Annotated in this window: 20 protein-coding genes; 15 read left to right on the forward strand and 5 right to left on the reverse strand. The window is 41.8% G+C overall.

What is annotated here, in order from left to right; genetic code table 11:
- Positions 1–7 precede the first annotated feature (7 nt).
- Complete coding sequence (locus CD00_RS0100400; protein WP_026654118.1) at positions 8–1,216, reverse strand: ribonuclease H-like domain-containing protein; 1,209 nt, start codon at positions 1,214–1,216, stop codon at positions 8–10.
- Between the two features lie 214 nt (positions 1,217–1,430).
- On the opposite strand from CD00_RS0100400, the gene rsxC reads away from it, so the two are divergent.
- The 7 genes from rsxC to CD00_RS19980 all read left to right on the forward strand — a co-directional run bounded on the left by rsxC (position 1,431) and on the right by CD00_RS19980 (position 6,717).
- On the forward strand, positions 1,431–2,747 hold the full coding sequence (gene rsxC, locus CD00_RS0100405) for an electron transport complex subunit RsxC (RefSeq protein ID WP_026654120.1): 1,317 nt from the start codon (positions 1,431–1,433) through the stop codon (positions 2,745–2,747).
- A 13-nt stretch (positions 2,748–2,760) separates the two neighbouring features.
- Complete coding sequence (locus CD00_RS0100410) at positions 2,761–3,711, forward strand: RnfABCDGE type electron transport complex subunit D (RefSeq protein WP_026654121.1); 951 nt, start codon at positions 2,761–2,763, stop codon at positions 3,709–3,711.
- Positions 3,708–4,328: an RnfABCDGE type electron transport complex subunit G gene (locus tag CD00_RS0100415; RefSeq protein ID WP_026654122.1), complete on the forward strand. Its 621-nt coding sequence runs from the start codon at positions 3,708–3,710 to the stop codon at positions 4,326–4,328. The genes CD00_RS0100410 and CD00_RS0100415 overlap by 4 nt, the downstream gene beginning before the upstream one ends.
- Complete coding sequence (gene rsxE / locus CD00_RS16630) at positions 4,325–5,017, forward strand: electron transport complex subunit RsxE (protein WP_081811797.1); 693 nt, start codon at positions 4,325–4,327, stop codon at positions 5,015–5,017. The genes CD00_RS0100415 and rsxE overlap by 4 nt, the downstream gene beginning before the upstream one ends.
- Positions 5,017–5,604, forward strand: a complete 588-nt coding sequence (locus CD00_RS0100425) for an electron transport complex protein RnfA (RefSeq protein ID WP_330365530.1) — start codon at positions 5,017–5,019, stop codon at positions 5,602–5,604. The genes rsxE and CD00_RS0100425 overlap by 1 nt, the downstream gene beginning before the upstream one ends.
- 37 nt (positions 5,605–5,641) lie before the next feature.
- Positions 5,642–6,436: an RnfABCDGE type electron transport complex subunit B gene (locus CD00_RS0100430; RefSeq protein WP_026654124.1), complete on the forward strand. Its 795-nt coding sequence runs from the start codon at positions 5,642–5,644 to the stop codon at positions 6,434–6,436.
- Between the two features lie 125 nt (positions 6,437–6,561).
- Entirely contained in the window at positions 6,562–6,717 is a 156-nt protein-coding gene (locus CD00_RS19980) for a hypothetical protein (protein ID WP_155833834.1), read from the forward strand.
- Positions 6,718–6,890: 173 nt separating this feature from the next.
- Here CD00_RS19980 and CD00_RS0100440 read toward each other — a convergent pair whose 3' ends face one another.
- Positions 6,891–8,027, reverse strand: a complete 1,137-nt coding sequence (locus CD00_RS0100440) for a DUF4317 domain-containing protein (RefSeq protein ID WP_026654125.1) — start codon at positions 8,025–8,027, stop codon at positions 6,891–6,893.
- Complete coding sequence (gene fliY / locus CD00_RS0100445; protein ID WP_081670797.1) at positions 8,020–8,643, reverse strand: flagellar motor switch phosphatase FliY; 624 nt, start codon at positions 8,641–8,643, stop codon at positions 8,020–8,022. Before fliY ends, CD00_RS0100440 begins: the two co-directional genes overlap by 8 nt.
- A gap of 216 nt (positions 8,644–8,859) precedes the next feature.
- Here fliY and CD00_RS0100450 point away from each other — a divergent pair, with 216 nt between their 5' ends.
- The gene (locus CD00_RS0100450; RefSeq protein WP_026654127.1) at positions 8,860–9,969 is read left to right on the forward strand and encodes a hypothetical protein; all 1,110 of its coding nucleotides are present in this window, start codon (positions 8,860–8,862) and stop codon (positions 9,967–9,969) included.
- Here CD00_RS0100450 and CD00_RS0100455 read toward each other — a convergent pair.
- Complete coding sequence (locus CD00_RS0100455; RefSeq protein WP_207640429.1) at positions 9,948–10,559, reverse strand: prolipoprotein diacylglyceryl transferase family protein; 612 nt, start codon at positions 10,557–10,559, stop codon at positions 9,948–9,950. The genes CD00_RS0100450 and CD00_RS0100455 overlap by 22 nt on opposite strands.
- A gap of 45 nt (positions 10,560–10,604) precedes the next feature.
- Complete coding sequence (locus CD00_RS0100465) at positions 10,605–11,258, reverse strand: hypothetical protein (RefSeq protein WP_026654131.1); 654 nt, start codon at positions 11,256–11,258, stop codon at positions 10,605–10,607.
- Positions 11,259–13,008: 1,750 nt separating this feature from the next.
- Between CD00_RS0100465 and trpE the strand changes: the two genes are divergently transcribed.
- The 7 genes from trpE to trpA all read left to right on the forward strand — a co-directional run bounded on the left by trpE (position 13,009) and on the right by trpA (position 19,751).
- Positions 13,009–14,475, forward strand: a complete 1,467-nt coding sequence (trpE, locus tag CD00_RS0100470; protein WP_026654132.1) for an anthranilate synthase component I — start codon at positions 13,009–13,011, stop codon at positions 14,473–14,475.
- Entirely contained in the window at positions 14,475–15,035 is a 561-nt protein-coding gene (locus CD00_RS0100475) for an anthranilate synthase component II (RefSeq protein WP_026654133.1), read from the forward strand. Before trpE ends, CD00_RS0100475 begins: the two co-directional genes overlap by 1 nt.
- Positions 15,036–15,237: 202 nt before the next feature.
- Entirely contained in the window at positions 15,238–16,254 is a 1,017-nt protein-coding gene (gene trpD, locus CD00_RS0100480) for an anthranilate phosphoribosyltransferase (RefSeq protein ID WP_026654134.1), read from the forward strand.
- Positions 16,255–16,260: 6 nt separating this feature from the next.
- Positions 16,261–17,040: an indole-3-glycerol phosphate synthase TrpC gene (trpC, locus tag CD00_RS0100485; RefSeq protein ID WP_026654135.1), complete on the forward strand. Its 780-nt coding sequence runs from the start codon at positions 16,261–16,263 to the stop codon at positions 17,038–17,040.
- 23 nt (positions 17,041–17,063) lie between these two features.
- A complete protein-coding gene (locus CD00_RS0100490; protein WP_026654137.1) occupies positions 17,064–17,681 on the forward strand; it encodes a phosphoribosylanthranilate isomerase in 618 nt (205 codons plus the stop codon).
- 119 nt (positions 17,682–17,800) lie between these two features.
- Positions 17,801–18,991, forward strand: a complete 1,191-nt coding sequence (trpB, locus tag CD00_RS0100495; protein ID WP_026654138.1) for a tryptophan synthase subunit beta — start codon at positions 17,801–17,803, stop codon at positions 18,989–18,991.
- Complete coding sequence (trpA, locus tag CD00_RS0100500) at positions 18,984–19,751, forward strand: tryptophan synthase subunit alpha (RefSeq protein ID WP_026654139.1); 768 nt, start codon at positions 18,984–18,986, stop codon at positions 19,749–19,751. Before trpB ends, trpA begins: the two co-directional genes overlap by 8 nt.
- Positions 19,752–19,805 lie beyond the last annotated feature (54 nt).

The raw sequence follows: 19,805 nt of genomic DNA on the forward strand, positions 1-19,805 counted from the left end.
AAGCCTTTTAGATTTCAAGAATATGTGCAATTATGTGCGATGCGTATACACTTAAAGCAAAGCGACTTTGCTTAAGATTAGCATTGAGGTCGAAGAATATTCTTTCATCCTTGTAGTCTGACTTAAAAAAGGGTGTGAATACAAGGTTCCATTCTCTAAGATATTGCCCGCTTTTCTTGGTGTAGCAATTATCGGGCTTAGCCTTTTCCCTGTACTTCTTGTCAACAAATGATGCGATTGACTTGTGGATTGCCGTATCTTCTTTTGGAAGATAGTAGTAATCGTTGTAATTGGAATAGTAATATTTAAGCTCCGCCTCATATATAGGAACTCTTAAGATCGCTTCATCCTTGTCTGTCTTGAAATAACAGTCATCAAGATGTCCTGTCAAAGAAGACGGCAGTGCAAAGGGAAGCTCGAGCTTCATGAATATTTCTTTCTTGAGATTGCCTTCATAATCATTGTAATAATTGGCCTGAACCTTTTTTGCTTTTACGGGAAGAACAGTTTCTTCATCCGGCAAATCGGAGGCAAGATAATTCTCGGGCGAAATTGGTTCATCCGTTTTGATCGATGTTCCGGGCATATTCCTAAAAAGTGAAAAGAACTTGAGGAAGAGGAACATCGGTAACAGAGCAAACATTCCTTTTACGTCTTCATAGTTGTGAAGGAAAAGAATCTCAAGAGGCTGCCTTGCCATTGTCTTTTTATATGAAGCATAAATGGGCAAAAGACTTTTGCCGTTATGTTTATTCTTTCTTGTGGTACCAAGGTACATCTCGATTGTTCTCTGTTTGCAATCTATGAGACCTAGCTGATCCTGATAAGGACGTATGATCCTTTGAAGATCTATTGAATCTGCATCTTCGATGGGATTTGTAATCTTATATTTATCAAACTTGTTTTTTAAAAAAGGAAGATCGAATCTGTCTCCGTTAAAGTTGATTATCTTGGAGTGATTGCCGTAATTTCTGGCAAACACCTTGAGAATATGGGCTTCTTCGGCCGTGTTTTCTGCAAAAAGCTGGACAATTCGCCAGGAATCGTTTTCACAATAAGAGAGGCCTATCATATAAATGTCTGAGTTTCTGGGAGAAAGGCCGGTTGTTTCTATATCTATAAATAATATGTCGTCATTGCTGCATCCGAGCATCTGCGGAAGTTTGTGGATGATATGATCGTCTGAAAATGTGATGTTTTTGACACTTTTCTTCATGCTAAGTTATACCTACTTTCAAAAATCACCTTATAAATAATTGTACCACAAAAACTAAAGCAGTATTTTGTTAAAATAATATCCGCAATTTTTGAGATTAATCATTAATTTTGATTAAAAATTTGATACAATTAAAGCAGTGGTATAAAAAACCAATCTGAAATTATCTATTCAGGTAAATATTTTTCTAAAACAATCGAAAGAAGGGTAGGAAATGGCAAAAGGTACTTTTAAGGGCGGCATACATCCTTATGAAGGCAAAGAGTTAACTAAGGGTAAGCCCATAAAATCAGTGCTACCAAAAGGAGACTTGGTATATCCTTTGTCACAGCACATTGGTGCACCGGCAAAGGCCATAGTTGCCGTAGGAGACCATGTTTTGACCGGACAGAAGATTGCGGAGGCAAACGGTTTTGTGTCTGCGCCTATTTATGCAACTGTTTCCGGTACTGTTGTCGCGATTGAACCGAGACGACTTGCTACGGGAGCTATGTGTGAGAGTATTATCGTTGAGAACGATGAACGATATGAAGAGGTGAGATTCAGACCGCGTAAGCGCTATGACGAGATGACCGCTGAAGACAAGATCGAGGCTGTCAGAGAGGCCGGCGTGGTAGGTATGGGAGGTGCAGGTTTCCCTACCGCTGTTAAATTTTCACCGAAGGAACCCGATAAGATCGATTATGTAATTGCTAACTGCTCAGAATGTGAACCATATCTGACTTCCGATTACAGGCGTATGATCGAGGAACCTGAACTGCTTTTGGAAGGACTGAAGATTGCCGTTAGCATTTTCCCTAATGCCAGAGGAATACTTGCGATTGAAGATAATAAGCCGGACGCGATCAAGATATTCAGAGATCTTACAAAGGACTTAGAAAATATCAGCGTAAAGGCTGTAAAGACTAAATATCCCGAGGGCGCTGAGCGTATGCTCATTTATGCCGTTACGGGTAGAGAGATCAACTCATCAATGCTCCCTGCGGATGCGGGATGTATCGTTGATAATGTTGATACACTTTGTGCTGTCTGCAGAGCTGTAAAAGAGGGCAGACCTTTGATGGAGAGAATCGTTACCATCACAGGAGATGCCGTTGCAAATCCCAGAAACTACAAAGTAAGAATAGGAACAAGCTACACTCAGCTTTTAGATGATGCCGGAGGCTTTTACAAGGAGCCTGCCAAGATTATTTCCGGTGGTCCCATGATGGGATTTGCCATATTTGATCTTGATGTTCCCACTACAAAGACTGCATCTGCGCTTACATGCCTTACAAAAGATGCCGTTTCACAGTTTGAACCGTCGGCCTGCATTAACTGCGCAAGGTGTGTTGAAGTGTGTCCTGAAAGACTCATTCCCAAGAATCTTGCCGATGCGGTAGAACATAACGATGAGAAAAAATTCCTTCAGTTATACGGAATGGAATGTTGCGAGTGCGGATGCTGCAGTTATATTTGTCCTGCGAGGAGACAGCTTACTCAGCTGATCAAAGGTATGAGAAAAATTCAGCTTGCAAATAGGAAAAAGTAAGGGGGACATTTTGATGGAAAAATTGAGAAAGGTGTCATCCAATCCGCATGTAAGATCAAGCGTGACGACCTCGAATATTATGATCTGGGTACTTATTGCGCTTCTTCCTGCTACCGGATATGGAATATATAATTTTGGTGTTTACAGTATCTTTTTGATCGGAGTTTCAATCGCATCATGCGTTGCTTCCGAGATCATAAGCTCTATGGTGCTTCGTAAGCCTATCACTATAAATGATTTTACCGCTGTGGTCACAGGATTGCTTCTTGCACTTAACCTGCCGCCGGCAGTGCCGCTCTGGGTACCTGTGCTCGGAGGAGCTTTTGCAATCGTTATGGTCAAGCAACTTTTCGGAGGTGTGGGACAGAATTTCATGAATCCTGCTCTTGGTGCAAGATGCTTTTTGATGATCTCTTTTCCGGCAATAATGACAAACTTTAACTGTGATGCATATTCGGGAGCAACACCGCTTTTTAACCTTAAGAACAGCGTTCAGGTTGATATCAAGAACATGATAATAGGAAACACTTCGGGAACAATAGGAGAGACATCAATGATCTGCATTGTTATCGGAGCAATCATCCTTTTTGCTGTCGGAGTAATCGATTATGTTATTCCTTTCAGTTATATCGTTTCGTTTGTGGCTTTTGTAGGTTTGTTTGGAGAATATGGATTTAACTGGGGATACATTGCCGCACATCTTTCGGGCGGCGGACTTATGCTCGGTGCATTTTTCATGGCAACAGACTATGTAACCTGCCCCATTACCCCGAAGGGAAGATATATTTACGGAATCATCTTAGGTCTTTTGACAGGACTCTTCCGTATTTTTGGAGCAAATGCAGAGGGCGTTTCGTATGCAATCATAATCGGAAATCTTTTGGTTCCGCTTATTGAGAGAGTAACTATTCCGAGGGCATTCGGAATCAGGGGAAAAGCTAAAAAGGAGGCGATGAAAGCATGAGAGAATTTTTTGGCATGATCAAAAACGCCTTTATACTTTTTATCATCACTTTGGTTGCGGGAGCTCTTTTGGGACTTGTATATCAGGTTACAAAAGATCCGATAGCATATCAGGATATGTTGGCGCAGAACAAAGCCAATCAGTCCGTATTCAGTGATGCGATCACATTCAATGATATCAGATGGGATGAAGAAATATTGGAAGATGTGTATGATGAACTCGCTGTCAAGGGAGTTCGCTTACAGGGTGTAAAGCAGGCACTTGATCTGAACGGGAATCTGCTCGGATATGTAATTCAGATGAAAACCAAAGGTTATGGCGATTCGATTATATTCACTGTCGGAATAACAAACGGTGGCAAGATGAACGGAATCTCCATTATTTCAATCGCGGAGACACCCGGACTTGGAATGAATGCGGAAAAGATCATTGCACCTCAGTTTGCGGGTAAAAACGCTGTGCAATTTTCAGTTGTAAAGTCCGGACAGCTTTCGGATTCCGGTTCTCAGATAGAGGCGATTTCCGGAGCGACGATTACATCTAAGGCAATTACCGATGGTGTAGATGTTGCCAACGCATATTTTGAAAAAGCACTTAAGAAAGGAGCAAAGCAATGAGCAAAGATATAAAGAAAGGCGCGCTTGGATTGGAACAAGATTCTCCCGCCGAGAGATTTTTTAACGGTCTCATTGCTGAGAATCCTACATTAGTACTTATGATCGGTATGTGTCCCACCCTTGCGGTTACATCTTCCGCCACAAACGGACTCGGAATGGGACTTGCGACTACATTTGTTTTGGCACTCAGTAATGCGGTAATTTCGGCATTAAGAAAGATTATACCTGCTACGGTCAGGATTCCTTCGTTTATTGTCGTAATTGCATCTTTTGTTACATTGGTTCAGCTTCTTATGCAGGCATATGTGCCGACACTTAATAAAGCGCTCGGTGTATATATACCGCTTATAGTTGTTAACTGTATCATTTTCGGAAGAGCGGAAGCGTATGCAAGTAAACACGGAATTGTACCTTCGTTCTTTGATGGAGTGGGAATGGGAATAGGATTTACCTGCGCTATTACAGTTATCGGTCTTTTTAGAGAGCTTATCGGTGCGGGAACAGCATTTAATGTTCCGGTTCTTGGCACTGATACGGTTATTACTGGAATTGTGGGAAAATATCTTACTAAATATCAACCTGTCAGCATTTTCGTTCAGCAGGCGGGAGCGTTCTTTGTACTTGCTTTCCTTATTGCGGCAATGAACAAAATGAAATCAAATGTAGCAAAGAAGGAGGCTGAAAAATAATGAGAGATACAATAATGGAATTTCTGGTACTCATACTTTCCGCTTCTCTTATAAATAATGTTGTTTTGAGTCAGTTCCTCGGCCTTTGTCCGTTCCTTGGTGTTTCCAAAAAAATTGACACCGCGCTTGGAATGGGAGGCGCATGTATTTTCGTAATGACTCTTTCATCACTTGTATGTAGTACTATTTACTGGTTTGTTCTTAAACCTTTTGATCTCGGATACTTACAGACAATCGTGTTTATTCTTGTTGTTGCGATGCTTGTTCAGTTTGTTGAGATGATATTGAAAAAATATATGGTCTCACTGTACAAGGCGCTTGGTGTGTATCTTCCTCTCATAACAACAAACTGCGCGGTTCTTGGTGTTGCACTTAACAACGTTACAAACAATTACACCATCGAAGGTAGTACGGTCTGCGGTTTTTCAACAGCCGTTGGTTTTACAATTGCGATAGTTATCTTGGCAGGACTTCGCGAGAAGATGGAGTACAATGATATACCGGAGAGCTTCAAGGGAATGCCTCTTGTGCTTCTTACTTCGGGACTTATGGCAATCGCATTTACGGGATTTTCAGCTTTGAAGTAATAATTACAAATCTTGGCTGAAAGAAGGAGAATGACTTATGATCAGTGGAATAATCATTGCAACGATAGTTGTTGCAGGCGTTGGAGTTGCCATAGGATTTATCCTTGGCATTGCAGATCTGAAGCTCCATGTCGATATTGATGAAAAAGAAGCTGCGATCCTGGAAGCGCTTCCCGGCAATAACTGCGGAGGTTGCGGATATCCCGGATGTTCGGGATGTGCGACGGCAATAGCTCAGGGGGAAGCAGCTGTAAATCAGTGCCCTGTCGGTGGTGCACCGGTAGCGCAGGCAATTTCTGCGATAATGGGCGTTAAGGCTGAAAAGACAAAGAGAATGGTTGCATTTGTGCATTGCAGCGGCGACTGCGAGCAGGCAACCCAGAAGTATGAATATAAGGGAGCAGATGACTGCAGATTCCAGGCACAGGCTCCGGGAGGCGGTTCGAAGACTTGCGGATATGGATGTCTTGGCGGCGGAAGCTGCGTATCGGTGTGCAAATTTGATGCGATACATGTAGTAAACGGTGTTGCAATTGTAGATACGGAAAAGTGTAAGGCTTGTGGAAAGTGCGTTGATATTTGTCCGAGACACCTTATCGATTTCATACCATACGATGCAAGAGAAGCTGTTGCCTGCAAGTCGCAGGATATGGGTAAATATGTCAATAAATATTGCAAAGTGGGATGTATCGGATGTCATATGTGCGAAAGAGATTGCCCTACGGGAGCAATCGTTGTAGAGAATAATGTGGCAAGTATCGATCAGGATAAATGCGTACATTGTGACACTTGCGTTTCAAAGTGCCCGAAGAAGGCTATTGCGGCAATCTGAACTATAGGATAGAAGTTGGTATAAAAACATTTAATATTTTTGGTTGAATTACCGATTGCACAAATCTCCAAAATAATATACTATTGTACACGCTATCGTTGTTTGTCAAATGGAGGTACATTAGTATGGGCGAATGGAGACAAGCTTTTGATAGAATTATGGATCAATTATATAATCATCCTGAGGAGATGAGGGAACGTCTTCTTAAGAAGTACGAGTATCCCGGTTCCGATGGAAGACATAAGACCGCTATCGAAATGCTTAAAAGTATGAATTATTAATTGATTACCAAATCCTGTAGTTTATTGATACGGAATCGTCCGTCGAAACAATCGGGATTATCTATTTTTGAAAAAATTTGAAATTTACTTATAGGGCGTAAGGTCCAAAAAACGAGCTTGCCTTTTCTAAATAAAAAGAAAAGTAAGCTCGTTTTTGTATACAATTCGTAGTTTTATCTGTCCATAAATGTTCTTACGTTGATTCCGTTTACTTCGATGTGGTCATCAACTGCGATTACAAGGCATTGTCTGCCGTCGACGATCTTGGATTCAACAAGGTCGGTTCTGTCAGGTTTTACCTTGATGACAACATTTGGAGTCTCGATATCAAACTTTTTGGTATGTGCAATGTTACTTGCAAGGAGAGGGTAGTCCTCATCACCTGCGCACTTTGTGTAGGTTTCTTCAAAGTAGCCGAGACGCTCATCCGAAACGCCGCTGTCGTGAAGGAGTTGCTTAACGTCGTTCTTATTGAGCTCAAGAGGCTCCGGATCGTCTGCGTGATCTTCAATCATGTCATTTAAGTTGTCGTGAATGTTCTTCATTATGTCGTAATCGGCATTTTCTCCGATCGTATTCTGAACAACCGTATCAAAGATGCCTTTCTGCTCAGGAGCTGCCAAAGGAGCTCTTCCGCCGAACATTGCCTCGATAAATTCAGGCTGAAGGTCATCGGGCTTCTTGGTGAAGTAGAGCATGTTGTGAATATCCGTGTCTCTTTCGATGAAAGCAGGGAATAGGAAGCCCTTTGTAGGACCGTCTACGATCCAGTCCCTGAATCTTTCTTCGATCACATTTGTTTTCTCGTTGTAGCCAAGTCCTGCCTTTGAAAGCTTAACGGGACAGATGCTGCAAAGGATGTAGTCATATACGTTCTCTGACGCATCCTCCATCTCGATACCATCGCTTGTGATTCCCGGAATGTCATATGCTGCGTGAACGAGGATGATGTAGTAATTTTCGCCGTTTACATAGTTGGCGATTATCTTTTCGTAGAATTCATCTACAAGCTCGTCATCCTGAAGTTGGGAATTCCTCAAGGTCAAAAGAAAGTCCTGAGTACCTCCCGGCTGTTCCTGGTCAAGAGGAAACTCAAGACTGATCAGATTCTTGCCAAAAGTTCCTGCAAGAGTATGCTGGAAAATATCGAGATATTTGAACATCTCTTCCTCCGGAAGCTGTCCGAAGGCTTTTCTGAAAGTGAATAGTTTGTTTTTGTCGTGATCCACATAGCATCCGCAAATGTGGTCGATAGTACACCTGTCCGGTGTAAATTGCTTTTTGATCTCAAGTGTTTCTGCCTTATTCATTGTTCTCTGCGTTTTCCTTTGTATAAAATTTGTTGCACATATCTTTTGCGAATCGTATCGGATATAATTGTACCATAACGGAATCAATTAAATCGCCGATTGTCATCCTAAAAGCTATTTTAACAAATTTATCGTATGTAGTATCAAACATTTTCTCGAAAACTTTGATACTCTCAACATCAATCCTGTTTACGATAGGAGTGCTGATGTCTGTGGGAACGCCGAGCATAGATGATAAAGAGGTTGCACTCGTACCCATCATCTGATTCATTGCTTCCGAAGCAGCTGAAAGATGAAGATCGGAAATCTCGCCGGCCGTATTTGTACCGTCTCCGCCCATCATAAGATCTGTCATGACTTTTACGTCGTGTTCTTTAAGAATCAGGACATTATTTCCTTCAAGACCTTTTACATAGTGAATCTGCACGAAAATACAGGTCTTTTCGTAATCATCCAAAGCTTCGCTTCTCTTTATAAGTTTTACACTTGGAGTAGTGATATCGACTTTTCTATTTACCATTAAGCTAAGAGTAGTTGCGGAATTACCCATGCTGATATTGGCAATCTCACCGATAGTATCCATTTGCTCACCGGTTAAAAAGTTGTCTTCCAACATTCTTGCCTCCTTCGCGTTTTTGGTGTATTGATATTTCAGAACTATAATAATATTGTAGTTTATATTCCGTGAACTTGTAAAGAATCATTTACGCTATCTTCTAAAAGGTTTATCCTTTTTTTAGAATAATGTCAAAAAATATGTTAAAAAAAGAGCGAAAAAGATAAAAATATGGTAACATATATAGTATGATCTGACGGAGGAATTTTTTGACATATGACGATTGATAAGTATATAAACCCGGATTTTAACAGAGCTAAACAGCTTATTTTTCTGGGGATGGCATTTGCCGGTTTACTGATCATCAGCTTGATCATAATGTTTGGAACCAGAATGTCCGTATGCCTTGTTCACAGCAGCGAAAGACATGATGAGTTTAAAAGACGCACTGTAGATAATATGCAGCTCTTTTTCGAGATGATGATATCGAGTACATCGGTAATATTATTTGCGTGCGCATATATAATCTGTAACCATATTTTTGAACTTCTTACACCTCTCTATCAGGCTAAGAAAATGGGCAGTATGCCGATGGGGATTAAGTGGTTCTATTATCAATGGGATAAAAACAAGGATTTCCTGCTTTTATTCCTTATTTCCATGACCTGTTTTATAAACACGGTTCTTGATAAGATCATCATTCCGCTTAGACGAATTTCCAAGGAAGATAAAGCTTCTGTAAGAATGCTCGGAATGTTCTATGCGATCATTGTTTTGACGTGCTTTACTACATTTGGAGATGCTACCGTCAGCAAAGAGCAGTATAGCCCTATCATGATGTATTATTTCGGACTGATGATAGGTAGATTCGTGTATTTCGATGCATCTTTTGTTGATTTCATATACGCGATACTGGGCGCGATAAAACACGGGCTCTTACTTGTGTTTGCACTTCTTTTATCGGGCATCTTAAGTGTTATAGGCTTTAAACTGGGATATTTGATAAAAGAAAATTACTATATCGTAGGTCTTTTATATACCGATATATTCATACTCGTTGCGATATTTATAATGCATCATCTTCGCGGACTCTCACTCTTTATCAGGAATGAGGAGGACGAGGAATACGAAGAGTACGATGATTACGACGACGAGGATGAAGAATACGAAGACGAAGAAGAGGAAGAAGATGATGAAGAAGAGCTTATGCTGAAGCGCAAAAAGAAAGCGAAGGCAAAAGAAAAGGCAAAAGCAAAGCTTAAGGAACAAAAGTTCAAGCAGCAAAAGTTCAAGCAGCAATTCAACAGAAGAGCTACCGACAAGATCAAGGAATACGATAGCTACGGCGGCTATGATAATGGGGATTATGATGATTTTGATGTGTAGAGGATAAAAAATGCCATAATGGCGGCACACATTATCTGATTGGTGGTTATTAAGTGATCGACATGTCCGATCCTTAGAAAGTCCAGCGCGATTTTTGCTATACAATAGATGATTACTGCGTGTGATGGATTAAAACGATCTTTGAAATATAATAGCAGAGAACCTGCAAAAAGAAGCAGAAAAACTACCGCTTCCAACTTTTGAATCGGAAACAGATTGCCGTTGGTGGTGTGTACACGCATGAAACCGTTATACGGAATACCCGCACAGCATCCCGCAAAAGCACATCCGATTTTTCCAAGTCCGTACATTAAAGGCAAGACTATCACATAGGATTCGAAAAACACTTTTTTGTACTGAGGAGTTATCTTGGAAAAAATAAGCACGCCCAAGATCATGCCCAGGGCAGCTCCTGTACTGTTAAGGCCGATAGTTCGTCCTTTTGTGATCACAAGATATCCTATGAATGACATATACATACACAGGATCATTTCTAATACAACGGACAAGCCTATAATTCTCAATGGAACATTCTTTTTCTTTTGCAGACCTGATGCGGTAGAAAAGCCAAAAAATATTGCAGATAACATCATTATCCTATACATGGGCAAAAATCTTCCTTTTTAGTAGAGTACTTATGGCATACTCTGGCATGAACCGCAGAAATGTTTAATTGTAGCGTTGACTGCTGCGTCGAGTGCGTCTATACATGTAAAATATAGAACTGCCAGAGATATAACAAGTCCATAGTTTACTATATACACTGTCATAACATTAACTGCAAACTTATTATCGGGATTATCTAAATACGCAATGATATCAAGTACAAATCCTATAATATTTATTCCCAATGCTACAAGTATAATCTTAGAAGACAAACTATCTGAAGTAATAACAATGGCAATTGAAAGAACCCAAATTGAAAAAGAAACTAAAGAGAGAACACCTTGTTTATAATTGTATATCATAGATGTATTGTTACTTGTGCATGCCAAGGCATCAAGAATCTTTTTAGAATTCACTGGTAACTTTGTTCTAATCTGATTAAATAAAAAAGGTTGAAAGCATTTATGATTGGATTTTATATATATTTCAGTGTCGGCACCAATATATAGAACTAAAGACTTTTCGATACTGCCATTTTCTTTTATTGATGTGATAATGGCCATTTTTTTGATAATAGAGGGTTTGTATACATATTCGATCGCATTTGCAAACATATGAATTTCGTTATCTTTAAGAAACAGCGAATCATTTTCTGTTTCGATGCGAATTACGTTAGCACTCATAAATGTTTGAAACCTCCTTTTTTTAAATTATTTTATTGCATATAGATAACTGTTTCAAATGGAATGTGTAAAAAGGAATATGGATACCTGCACCGTATAGATAGCTTGTGTAAGAAGCGTACGGTGTAAAAACAGGAAATGACACCGTACAGAAAGACTGAAAGGAAAACGTACGGTGTGAAAACAGGAAATGACACCGTACAGAAAGGCTGAAAGGAAAGTGTACGGTGTAAAAACAGGAAATGACACCGTACAGAAAGACTGAAAGGAAAGCGTACGGTGTGAAAATGGGAAATGACACCGTACAGAAAGACTGAAAGGAAAACGTACGGTGTGAAAACAGGAAATGACACCGTACAGAAAGGCTGAAAGGAAAGTGTACGGTGTAAAAACAGGAAATGACACCGTACAGAAAGGCTGAAAGGAAAGCGTACGGTGTGAAAATGGGAAATGACACCGTACAGAAAGACTGAAAGGAAAGCGTACGGTATAAAGGCAGGAAATGGTACCGTACAGAAGAGACGGAAGGAAAGTATACGGTGGCAGATGCAATGGTTCTAATAATAATTAGAAGTATAGTTTTCAATTAGATGAACGTTTAGCTGGAAATACTTGACATGAACGAGACGTTGGTATAATATCTTTTTTAAATAAATATTCAATAAACCGTTGAAGCGGAGATAACGGCAATGATGCCAATACAGAGAGTCTGAGGTGCTGAGAATCAGGCATGAAACAAGTTGTCAAATGGACCGCTGAGGGCGTAGTGAAAAGTGAGATATGAAATCTTTGATTTCCGTGAGCGAACTTTGTTCTGGCGAGTGCGAAGCACGAGAGCAGGGCTTCCGATGAAAGTGATTTTTGGGTATGGAACTACCGCATAATTATTCACCCAGTATTCTACGACGTAAGGCATGCGTGATTTGCCGGGGATATGTTGGTATCTCGCTAAGTTGCATGGTAACACATGAATTCAAGGTGGCACCGCGGATAAAGTTTAAGTATTCGTCCTTGATAGAGTTTAGGCTCTATCAAGGACTTTTTTGCGTGATATAGGTGTTACAATACAATCATTTGTCATGCTTGCATGATCAAATGATTGCATTGATAACCCGAACAGACATGAGGAAGTAGCACGATAGTGCGGATTCCGAATGGATGTAGGATTGCGGGAGCGAAGCGGAGCAATCCGTATATCACGCAAAATAAGTGCAGCTAATGCGCAGGGATTTCGCAATCGAAATCCTATGCAATAAGCACACCTTGTGGTAATGATAATAATTGCTTTGTAATACCGCTCGATTGCTACTCTTTGTTCCGTGATAACGGATTTGTTGAGATTGAGATTGGGATTGCGGCATATAAAGGTTTTAATCCTTGCACTTTTTATATGTTTTTTTACTGTAAGAAAAGGCTCAAAAGCATATAAATCGGTTCTTGCACATATTATCTATATGTTTTTGCTGAAAAAATATAGGCAAAAAGGCATATAAAACCTTATGTTTTTTGAATTTTATATCATGACTTTATTTCGGAGGTATATAAAAAGAATTTATAACAGCATTTTATATGCTCGGAGCAATTCAAATATCGCGCAACCGCGCAAAATAGGCGTAGCTAACGCGCAGGGATTTCGCAAGCGAGACCACGCAAAAACATAAGCAAAGCAAAACATAAGCAGAGTATCAACCCTTAGTAAACCGATACAATTCATCACCGACACAATTCATCACCACGAAAGGACAGTACTATGAACATTACACCTACATTGGAACAAGTAAAGAGCATAGCTGCGACAAAGGAATACAACGTTATTCCTGTAAGCTGCGAACTTTTGTCGGATTTCATCACTCCGATCGAAGCAATGAGAAAACTTAAGAACGTATCGACTCACTGCTATATGCTTGAGTCGGCGCAGGCGGACGAGACCTGGGGAAGATATACATTTATGGGGTACGATCCCAAGATGGAAATAACCTGCAAGGACAATGAGCTTGTTGCGGGAGATCTCAAGGTGACAACGGATAAGCCTGATGCATACCTTCGGGATATCCTCTCAAAGTATAAGAGTCCAAGATTTGATTACCTTCCTTCTTTTACAGGCGGACTTGTCGGATATTTCTCTTATGACTACTTTGGATACTGCGAGCCGACTGCTAGATGCAATGTAGAGGACACCGACGCATTCAAGGATCTGGACCTCATGCTCTTTGACAAGGTCATTGCCTTTGATAATGTAAGACAGAAGATAATTCTTATCATAAACATCAAGACAGAAGGCAACATTGAAGAGAATTATAATAGTGCCAAAGAAGAACTTGGAAAGATAAAAGATCTTTTGTACAAGGGAGAAAAGAGCACCGAAAAGCCCGGAAAGCTTCTTGGCGAAGTGACACCTCTTTTTACCAAAGAAAAATACTGTGACATGGTTGAGAGAGCTAAGGATCATATCAAAGAAGGTGACATCTTCCAGATAGTCCTTTCAAACAGGCTCTCGGCCGACTACGAAGGAAGCCTCCTAAATACGTATAGAATGCTCAGAACAATCAATCCTTCGCCCTACATGTTCTATTTTTCCGGAACAGACGTGGAAGTTGCGGGAGCATCGCCTGAGACGTTGGTTAAACTTGAGAATGGCGTGCTTCATACATTCCCTCTTGCGGGAACAAGGAAAAGAGGCGAGACCGAGGAAGAGGACAAGGCCCTTGAAAAAGAGCTTCTTGCGGATAAAAAAGAACTTGCGGAGCACAATATGCTAGTTGACCTTGGAAGAAACGACCTTGGAAAGATAAGCGAGTTTGGAAGCGTTGAAGTTGAAAAGCTCCACGAGATTACAAGATACTCGCACGTAATGCACATCGGTTCGACGGTACGCGGAATCATCAGAAAAGAGTTTGATGCCATAGATGCGGTAAATGCGGTACTTCCTGCAGGTACACTTTCGGGAGCGCCAAAGATCAAGGCGTGCAAGCTTATCGGAGAACTTGAGAACAACAAGCGCGGAATTTACGGCGGCGCTGTTGGATATATAGATTTTACGGGCAACATGGACACATGTATCGCCATAAGGATTGTTTATAAGAAGAACGGCAAAGTGTTCGTTCGAAGCGGAGCCGGCATCGTAGCCGATTCCAATCCGGAGAAAGAGTATGAGGAGTGCCTCAACAAGGCAAAGGCTTCACTCAGAGCACTTGAGCTTTCACAGGAGGTGGAGTGATGGTCTTATTGATAGATAACTATGACAGTTTTTCATATAATCTGTATCAGATGATCGGTGAGATAGAGCCTGACATCAAAGTGATCAGAAACGACGAACTTACAATTGATGAGATAAGGGCGCTTAAGCCGGACAGACTTATCATTTCGCCGGGGCCCGGAAGACCTGAGGATGCGGGAATTATAGTTGAAGCGGCAAAAGAGCTTGGAAAAGAAATCCCGACACTTGGCGTGTGTCTCGGACATCAGGCAATCTGCATGGCGTTTGGTGCTACGATCACATATGCAAAAGAGCTGATGCACGGCAAGGAATCGACAATATCTTTTTATGCGGAATGTCCTTTGTTCAAGGGGCTTCCCGAAAAGGTGAGCGTAGCAAGGTATCACTCACTTGCGGCAGATGAAAAGACAATGCCTGAGTGCCTTGAAGTTGTCGCAAAGACAGAAGACGGCGAGATCATGGCAGTTCAGCACAAAGAGTATCCCATATACGGAGTGCAGTTCCATCCCGAGTCAATAATGACTCCCGAGGGAAAAGAGATGTTAAGAAACTTTATATGATATAGGCGTCATAAGTCCAAAATGCGTACATGCTTGTATGTTAAGCATTTTGACTTTATGACCCGAACAAATATGAGGAATTAGCAATTTACGTAGTAAATTAGCGGTTTCCGAATGTTTGTAGAATTGCGAGAGTTTCGAAGAAACGGAGCAATTCATATATCATAATCAAATAAATAAGATATAACAGGAGGCAATAGCAATGATCAAAGAAGCAATAGTAAAAATCGTAAACAAAGAAGACCTTACATATGATGAGGCTTATGCAGTAATGAATGAGATCATGGGAGGAGAGACAACACCTACACAGAATGCAGCTTTTTTGTCAGCTCTTTCCACAAAGTCAGCTAAGGCTGAGACAACAGATGAGATCGCAGGTTGCGCCGCAGCAATGAGAGACCATGCGACCAAAGTTGATACGGGAATGGATATCTTCGAGATCGTAGGAACAGGCGGAGACAACGCTCAGAGCTTTAATATTTCAACTACATCTGCACTTGTTGCGGCAGCAGGCGGAATGAAAGTTGCAAAGCACGGAAACAGGGCGGCTTCTTCAAAGTGCGGAACGGCTGACTGTCTTGAGGCACTTGGTGTAAACATCCAGCAGGAGCCCGAGAAGTGCGTAGAGCTTTTAAAAGAAGCCGGAATGTGCTTTTTCTTTGCACAGAAATATCACACGTCAATGAAGTATGTAGGCGCAATCAGAAAAGAACTCGGATTCAGAACGGTGTTCAACATCCTTGGCCCCCTTACAAATCCCGGATCACCCAAGATGCAGCTTCTTGGTGTTTACGATGAGTATCTCGTTGAACCCCTTGCAAGAGTTCTTGTAAGCCTCGGAGTTGAGAGAGGTATGGTAGTTTACGGACAGGACAAGCTCGATGAGATCTCACTCAGCGCTCCGACAACAATCTGTGAGATCAGAGACGGATGGTACAAATCATATGTTATAAAGCCTGAGGATTTTGGCCTTACAACATGCAAGAAAGAGGACCTTGTAGGCGGAACACCCGATGAGAACGCCGAGATTACAAGAAAGATCTTAAAGGGCGAGAAGGGACCCAAGCGCGATGCGGTTCTTTTAAATGCCGGTGCATCTCTTTACATCGGTGGAAAGGCAGACACCTTCGAAGCAGGAGTTAAGCTTGCGGCAGAGCTTATTGATTCAGGCAAAGCATACGAGACACTTGAGAAACTTATTGAAGTAAGTAACAGGTAAATAACTATGACTATTTTGGATGAACTCGCAGCATATGCGAGAAAACGAGTTGATATAGCCAAAGAGAAAGTTTCTTTGGAAGAGGTAAAGCAGAAGGCACTTGCGATGCCCAAGGGAGATTTCCGGTTTGAGAAGAACCTTAGGCGTGATGATATTTCTTTTATCTGCGAGTGTAAAAAAGCTTCTCCTTCAAAGGGTATAATCGCTGAGGAATTTCCTTATCTGGAGATTGTAAAAGAGTATGAGAAAGCAGGCGCTGACTGCATTTCCGTATTAACAGAGCCGAAGTGGTTCCTGGGAAAAGATGAGTATCTTAAGGAAATCACAGATACTGTAAAGATTCCCTGCATCAGAAAAGATTTCACGGTAGATGAGTACATGATCTACGAAGCAAAAGTACTCGGCGCTTCGGCGGTTCTTCTCATCTGCTCGATTCTTGATGATGCGGCTATAGAGAAGTATCTTGGAATATGTAACGACCTTGGACTTTCTGCTCTTGTCGAGACTCATGATGAGGAAGAGGTCAAAAGAGCTGTTTCACTCGGCGCTTCCATAATCGGTGTAAACAACCGCAATCTTAAGGACTTTAGCGTTGATACTTCAAACAGCGAGAGGCTCAGAAAGATAATCCCTTCTAGTTCTGTCTTTGTTTCCGAGAGCGGCGTAAGGACGGCGGAAGATGTGGCAAAGCTTAGAAAAATCGGTGCGGATGCGGTGCTTATAGGCGAAACGTTGATGAGAGCAGCAGATAAGAAGGCTAAGCTGAATGAACTTAAAGGCATATGATGTCTTTAATAAGGAAAAGAGCTATGACAGATAATAGATACAAGCGCCCAAAGATAAAGCTGTGCGGGCTTTCGTCGGTTTCGGATATAGAAGTCGCGAATGCTTTAAAGCCTGAGTTTATCGGTTTTGTCTTGTGGCAAAAGAGTAAGAGAAATGTAAGTAAAGATAAGGCAGCAGAGCTAAAGAAGATGCTTGATCCGCAGATTAAGGTGGTTGGAGTCTTTGTTGACGAGGATGCGGAAGTTGTCGCAGATCTTTTGAATAAAAATGTGATAGACATCGCACAGCTCCACGGAAGCGAAGATAACAGCTATATCGCAAAACTTAGGAAGCTGACAGATAAGCCCGTTATCAAGGCGTTTCAGGTTAAGAGTAGCGACGATATTGCAGATATCGAGAAATCCGATGCCGACTATGTGCTTATCGATTCCGGTCAGGGAGCGGGAAAAGCGTTTGACTGGAAGATACTTGAAGGGGTGAAAAGAGATTTTTTCCTCGCCGGAGGGCTTGATCCCGATAATGTTGCGGAAGCTGTGAGGGTGGTTGCACCCTATGCGGTTGATGTAAGTTCGGGGATAGAGACAGACGGCAAAAAAGACAGAAGCAAGATGGAAAGATTTGTCGGAAACGCAAGAAATTAGTATAAAGACACGATGGCAATCAGATAAATAAATTGCGAAAGATCTATCGTATCAGCACGCTAATTCGCAGGAATCTGCGATTACATGAATAAAAAACATTTTTTGTGAAAGGATGTACCATGACCAATAAAAATGGACGTTTCGGTATACACGGCGGACAGTATATACCCGAGACACTTATGAATGCAGTAATAGAGCTTGAAGAAGCTTATAATCATTACAAGAACGATCCTGAGTTCAACGCAGAGCTCACAGAACTTTTGAATGAATATGCGGGAAGACCTTCACGTCTTTACTACGCAGAGAAGATGACAAAAGACCTTGGCGGAGCAAAAATCTATCTTAAGAGAGAGGACCTCAACCACACGGGCTCTCATAAGATAAATAACGTTCTCGGACAGGCTCTTTTGGCCAAAAAAATGGGAAAAACAAGGCTCATAGCTGAGACGGGCGCAGGACAGCACGGTGTTGCAACAGCTACGGCTGCAGCTCTTATGGGCATGGAGTGCGTTGTATTTATGGGCGAAGAGGATACTAAGAGACAGGCTCTTAACGTGTACAGAATGAGACTTCTCGGCGCAGAAGTTATTCCTGTTAAGTCGGGAACCGCAACTCTTAAGGATGCCGTATCGGAGGCCATGAGAGAGTGGACTTCAAGAATCGATGATACACATTACTGCCTCGGATCTGTCATGGGACCTCATCCGTTCCCAACAATAGTAAGAGATTTTCAGTCTGTTATCTCAAAGGAGACTAAACAGCAGATCCTTGAAAAAGAGGGAAGACTTCCCGATGCGGTTATTGCCTGTGTCGGCGGCGGATCAAATGCTATCGGTAGCTTCTACAATTTTATAGAAGATAAAGACGTAAGGCTTATCGGCTGCGAGGCAGCAGGACGCGGAATAGATACTTTCGAGACCGCAGCGACTGTTAATACAGGAAGAGTTGGAATTTTCCACGGAATGAAGTCATACTTCTGCCAGGATGAGTACGGCCAGATTGCGCCTGTTTACTCGATATCCGCAGGACTTGATTATCCCGGTGTCGGACCTGAGCACGCATACCTTCATGATATCAAGAGAGCTGAGTATGTGCCTGTGACTGACGACGAGGCTGTTAATGCTTTTGAATATCTTTCACGCACAGAGGGAATCATCCCCGCAATTGAGTCTGCTCATGCGGTTGCCTATGCTATGAAGGTCGCAAAAGAGTATGACAAAGACAAGATCATCGTTGTAACAATCTCGGGAAGAGGAGATAAGGACTGCGCAGCAATCGCTCGCTACAGAGGGGAGGATATCCATGAGTAACATTAAGAAAGCATTTGAAAACGGCAAGGCATTTATCGCCTTCATCACATGTGGAGATCCCGACCTTGAGACCACCAAAAAAGTTGTTCTTGAAGCATGCAAAAACGGTGCAGATCTTATAGAGCTCGGAATACCTTTTTCCGATCCCACAGCCGAGGGACCTGTAATTCAGGGTGCAAATATCCGCGCGCTGGCAGGAGGCGTTACAACAGATAAAGTTTTTGACCTTGTAAGGGAACTCAGAAAAGAAACAGATACACCTTTTGTGTTTATGACATATGCAAACGTAGTATTTTCATATGGTTCTGAGAAATTCATCTCGCTCTGCAAAGAGACCGGTGTAGACGGAATCATCCTTCCCGATCTTCCGTTTGAGGAAAAAGAGGAGTTTTCTCCTGTCTGCGATAAATACGGAGTAGATCTCATTTCGCTTATCGCGCCCACATCCGAGAACAGAATTTCAATGATCGCAAAAGAAGCACAGGGCTTTATCTACATCGTATCAAGTCTTGGTGTAACAGGAACAAGATCTGAGATTAAGACAGACCTTGCATCGATCGTAAAAGTCATTCGCGAGAACACCGATGTTCCCTGCGCAATCGGCTTTGGAATCTCAACACCCGAGCAGGCAGCCAAGATGGCAGCAGTATCTGACGGCGCTATTGTTGGTTCTGCGATAATCAAGATTCTTGAGAATTATGGAAAAGAAGCTCCGAAGTATGTCGGAGAGTATGTGAAGTCAATGAAGGACGCGCTGTGAATAAGCTTTGCATAGTTTGCACAAATTTTTTAATACTTTGATAAGTGCTCTGCA

Origin of the sequence: Butyrivibrio sp. AE3003, assembly GCF_000686065.1 — a bacterium.
Classification (GTDB): domain Bacteria; phylum Bacillota; class Clostridia; order Lachnospirales; family Lachnospiraceae; genus Butyrivibrio; species Butyrivibrio hungatei_A.

Coding starts and splice junctions, on each gene's coding strand:
- CD00_RS0100400 (WP_026654118.1), bottom strand. CDS start 1,216: ATGAAGAAAAGTGTCAAAAACATCACATTTTCAGACGATCATATCATC.
- rsxC (WP_026654120.1), top strand. CDS start 1,431: ATGGCAAAAGGTACTTTTAAGGGCGGCATACATCCTTATGAAGGCAAA.
- CD00_RS0100410 (WP_026654121.1), top strand. CDS start 2,761: ATGGAAAAATTGAGAAAGGTGTCATCCAATCCGCATGTAAGATCAAGC.
- CD00_RS0100415 (WP_026654122.1), top strand. CDS start 3,708: ATGAGAGAATTTTTTGGCATGATCAAAAACGCCTTTATACTTTTTATC.
- rsxE (WP_081811797.1), top strand. CDS start 4,325: ATGAGCAAAGATATAAAGAAAGGCGCGCTTGGATTGGAACAAGATTCT.
- CD00_RS0100425 (WP_330365530.1), top strand. CDS start 5,017: ATGAGAGATACAATAATGGAATTTCTGGTACTCATACTTTCCGCTTCT.
- CD00_RS0100430 (WP_026654124.1), top strand. CDS start 5,642: ATGATCAGTGGAATAATCATTGCAACGATAGTTGTTGCAGGCGTTGGA.
- CD00_RS19980 (WP_155833834.1), top strand. CDS start 6,562: ATGGGCGAATGGAGACAAGCTTTTGATAGAATTATGGATCAATTATAT.
- CD00_RS0100440 (WP_026654125.1), bottom strand. CDS start 8,027: ATGAATAAGGCAGAAACACTTGAGATCAAAAAGCAATTTACACCGGAC.
- fliY (WP_081670797.1), bottom strand. CDS start 8,643: ATGTTGGAAGACAACTTTTTAACCGGTGAGCAAATGGATACTATCGGT.
- CD00_RS0100450 (WP_026654127.1), top strand. CDS start 8,860: ATGACGATTGATAAGTATATAAACCCGGATTTTAACAGAGCTAAACAG.
- CD00_RS0100455 (WP_207640429.1), bottom strand. CDS start 10,559: ATGTTATCTGCAATATTTTTTGGCTTTTCTACCGCATCAGGTCTGCAA.
- CD00_RS0100465 (WP_026654131.1), bottom strand. CDS start 11,258: ATGAGTGCTAACGTAATTCGCATCGAAACAGAAAATGATTCGCTGTTT.
- trpE (WP_026654132.1), top strand. CDS start 13,009: ATGAACATTACACCTACATTGGAACAAGTAAAGAGCATAGCTGCGACA.
- CD00_RS0100475 (WP_026654133.1), top strand. CDS start 14,475: ATGGTCTTATTGATAGATAACTATGACAGTTTTTCATATAATCTGTAT.
- trpD (WP_026654134.1), top strand. CDS start 15,238: ATGATCAAAGAAGCAATAGTAAAAATCGTAAACAAAGAAGACCTTACA.
- trpC (WP_026654135.1), top strand. CDS start 16,261: ATGACTATTTTGGATGAACTCGCAGCATATGCGAGAAAACGAGTTGAT.
- CD00_RS0100490 (WP_026654137.1), top strand. CDS start 17,064: ATGACAGATAATAGATACAAGCGCCCAAAGATAAAGCTGTGCGGGCTT.
- trpB (WP_026654138.1), top strand. CDS start 17,801: ATGACCAATAAAAATGGACGTTTCGGTATACACGGCGGACAGTATATA.
- trpA (WP_026654139.1), top strand. CDS start 18,984: ATGAGTAACATTAAGAAAGCATTTGAAAACGGCAAGGCATTTATCGCC.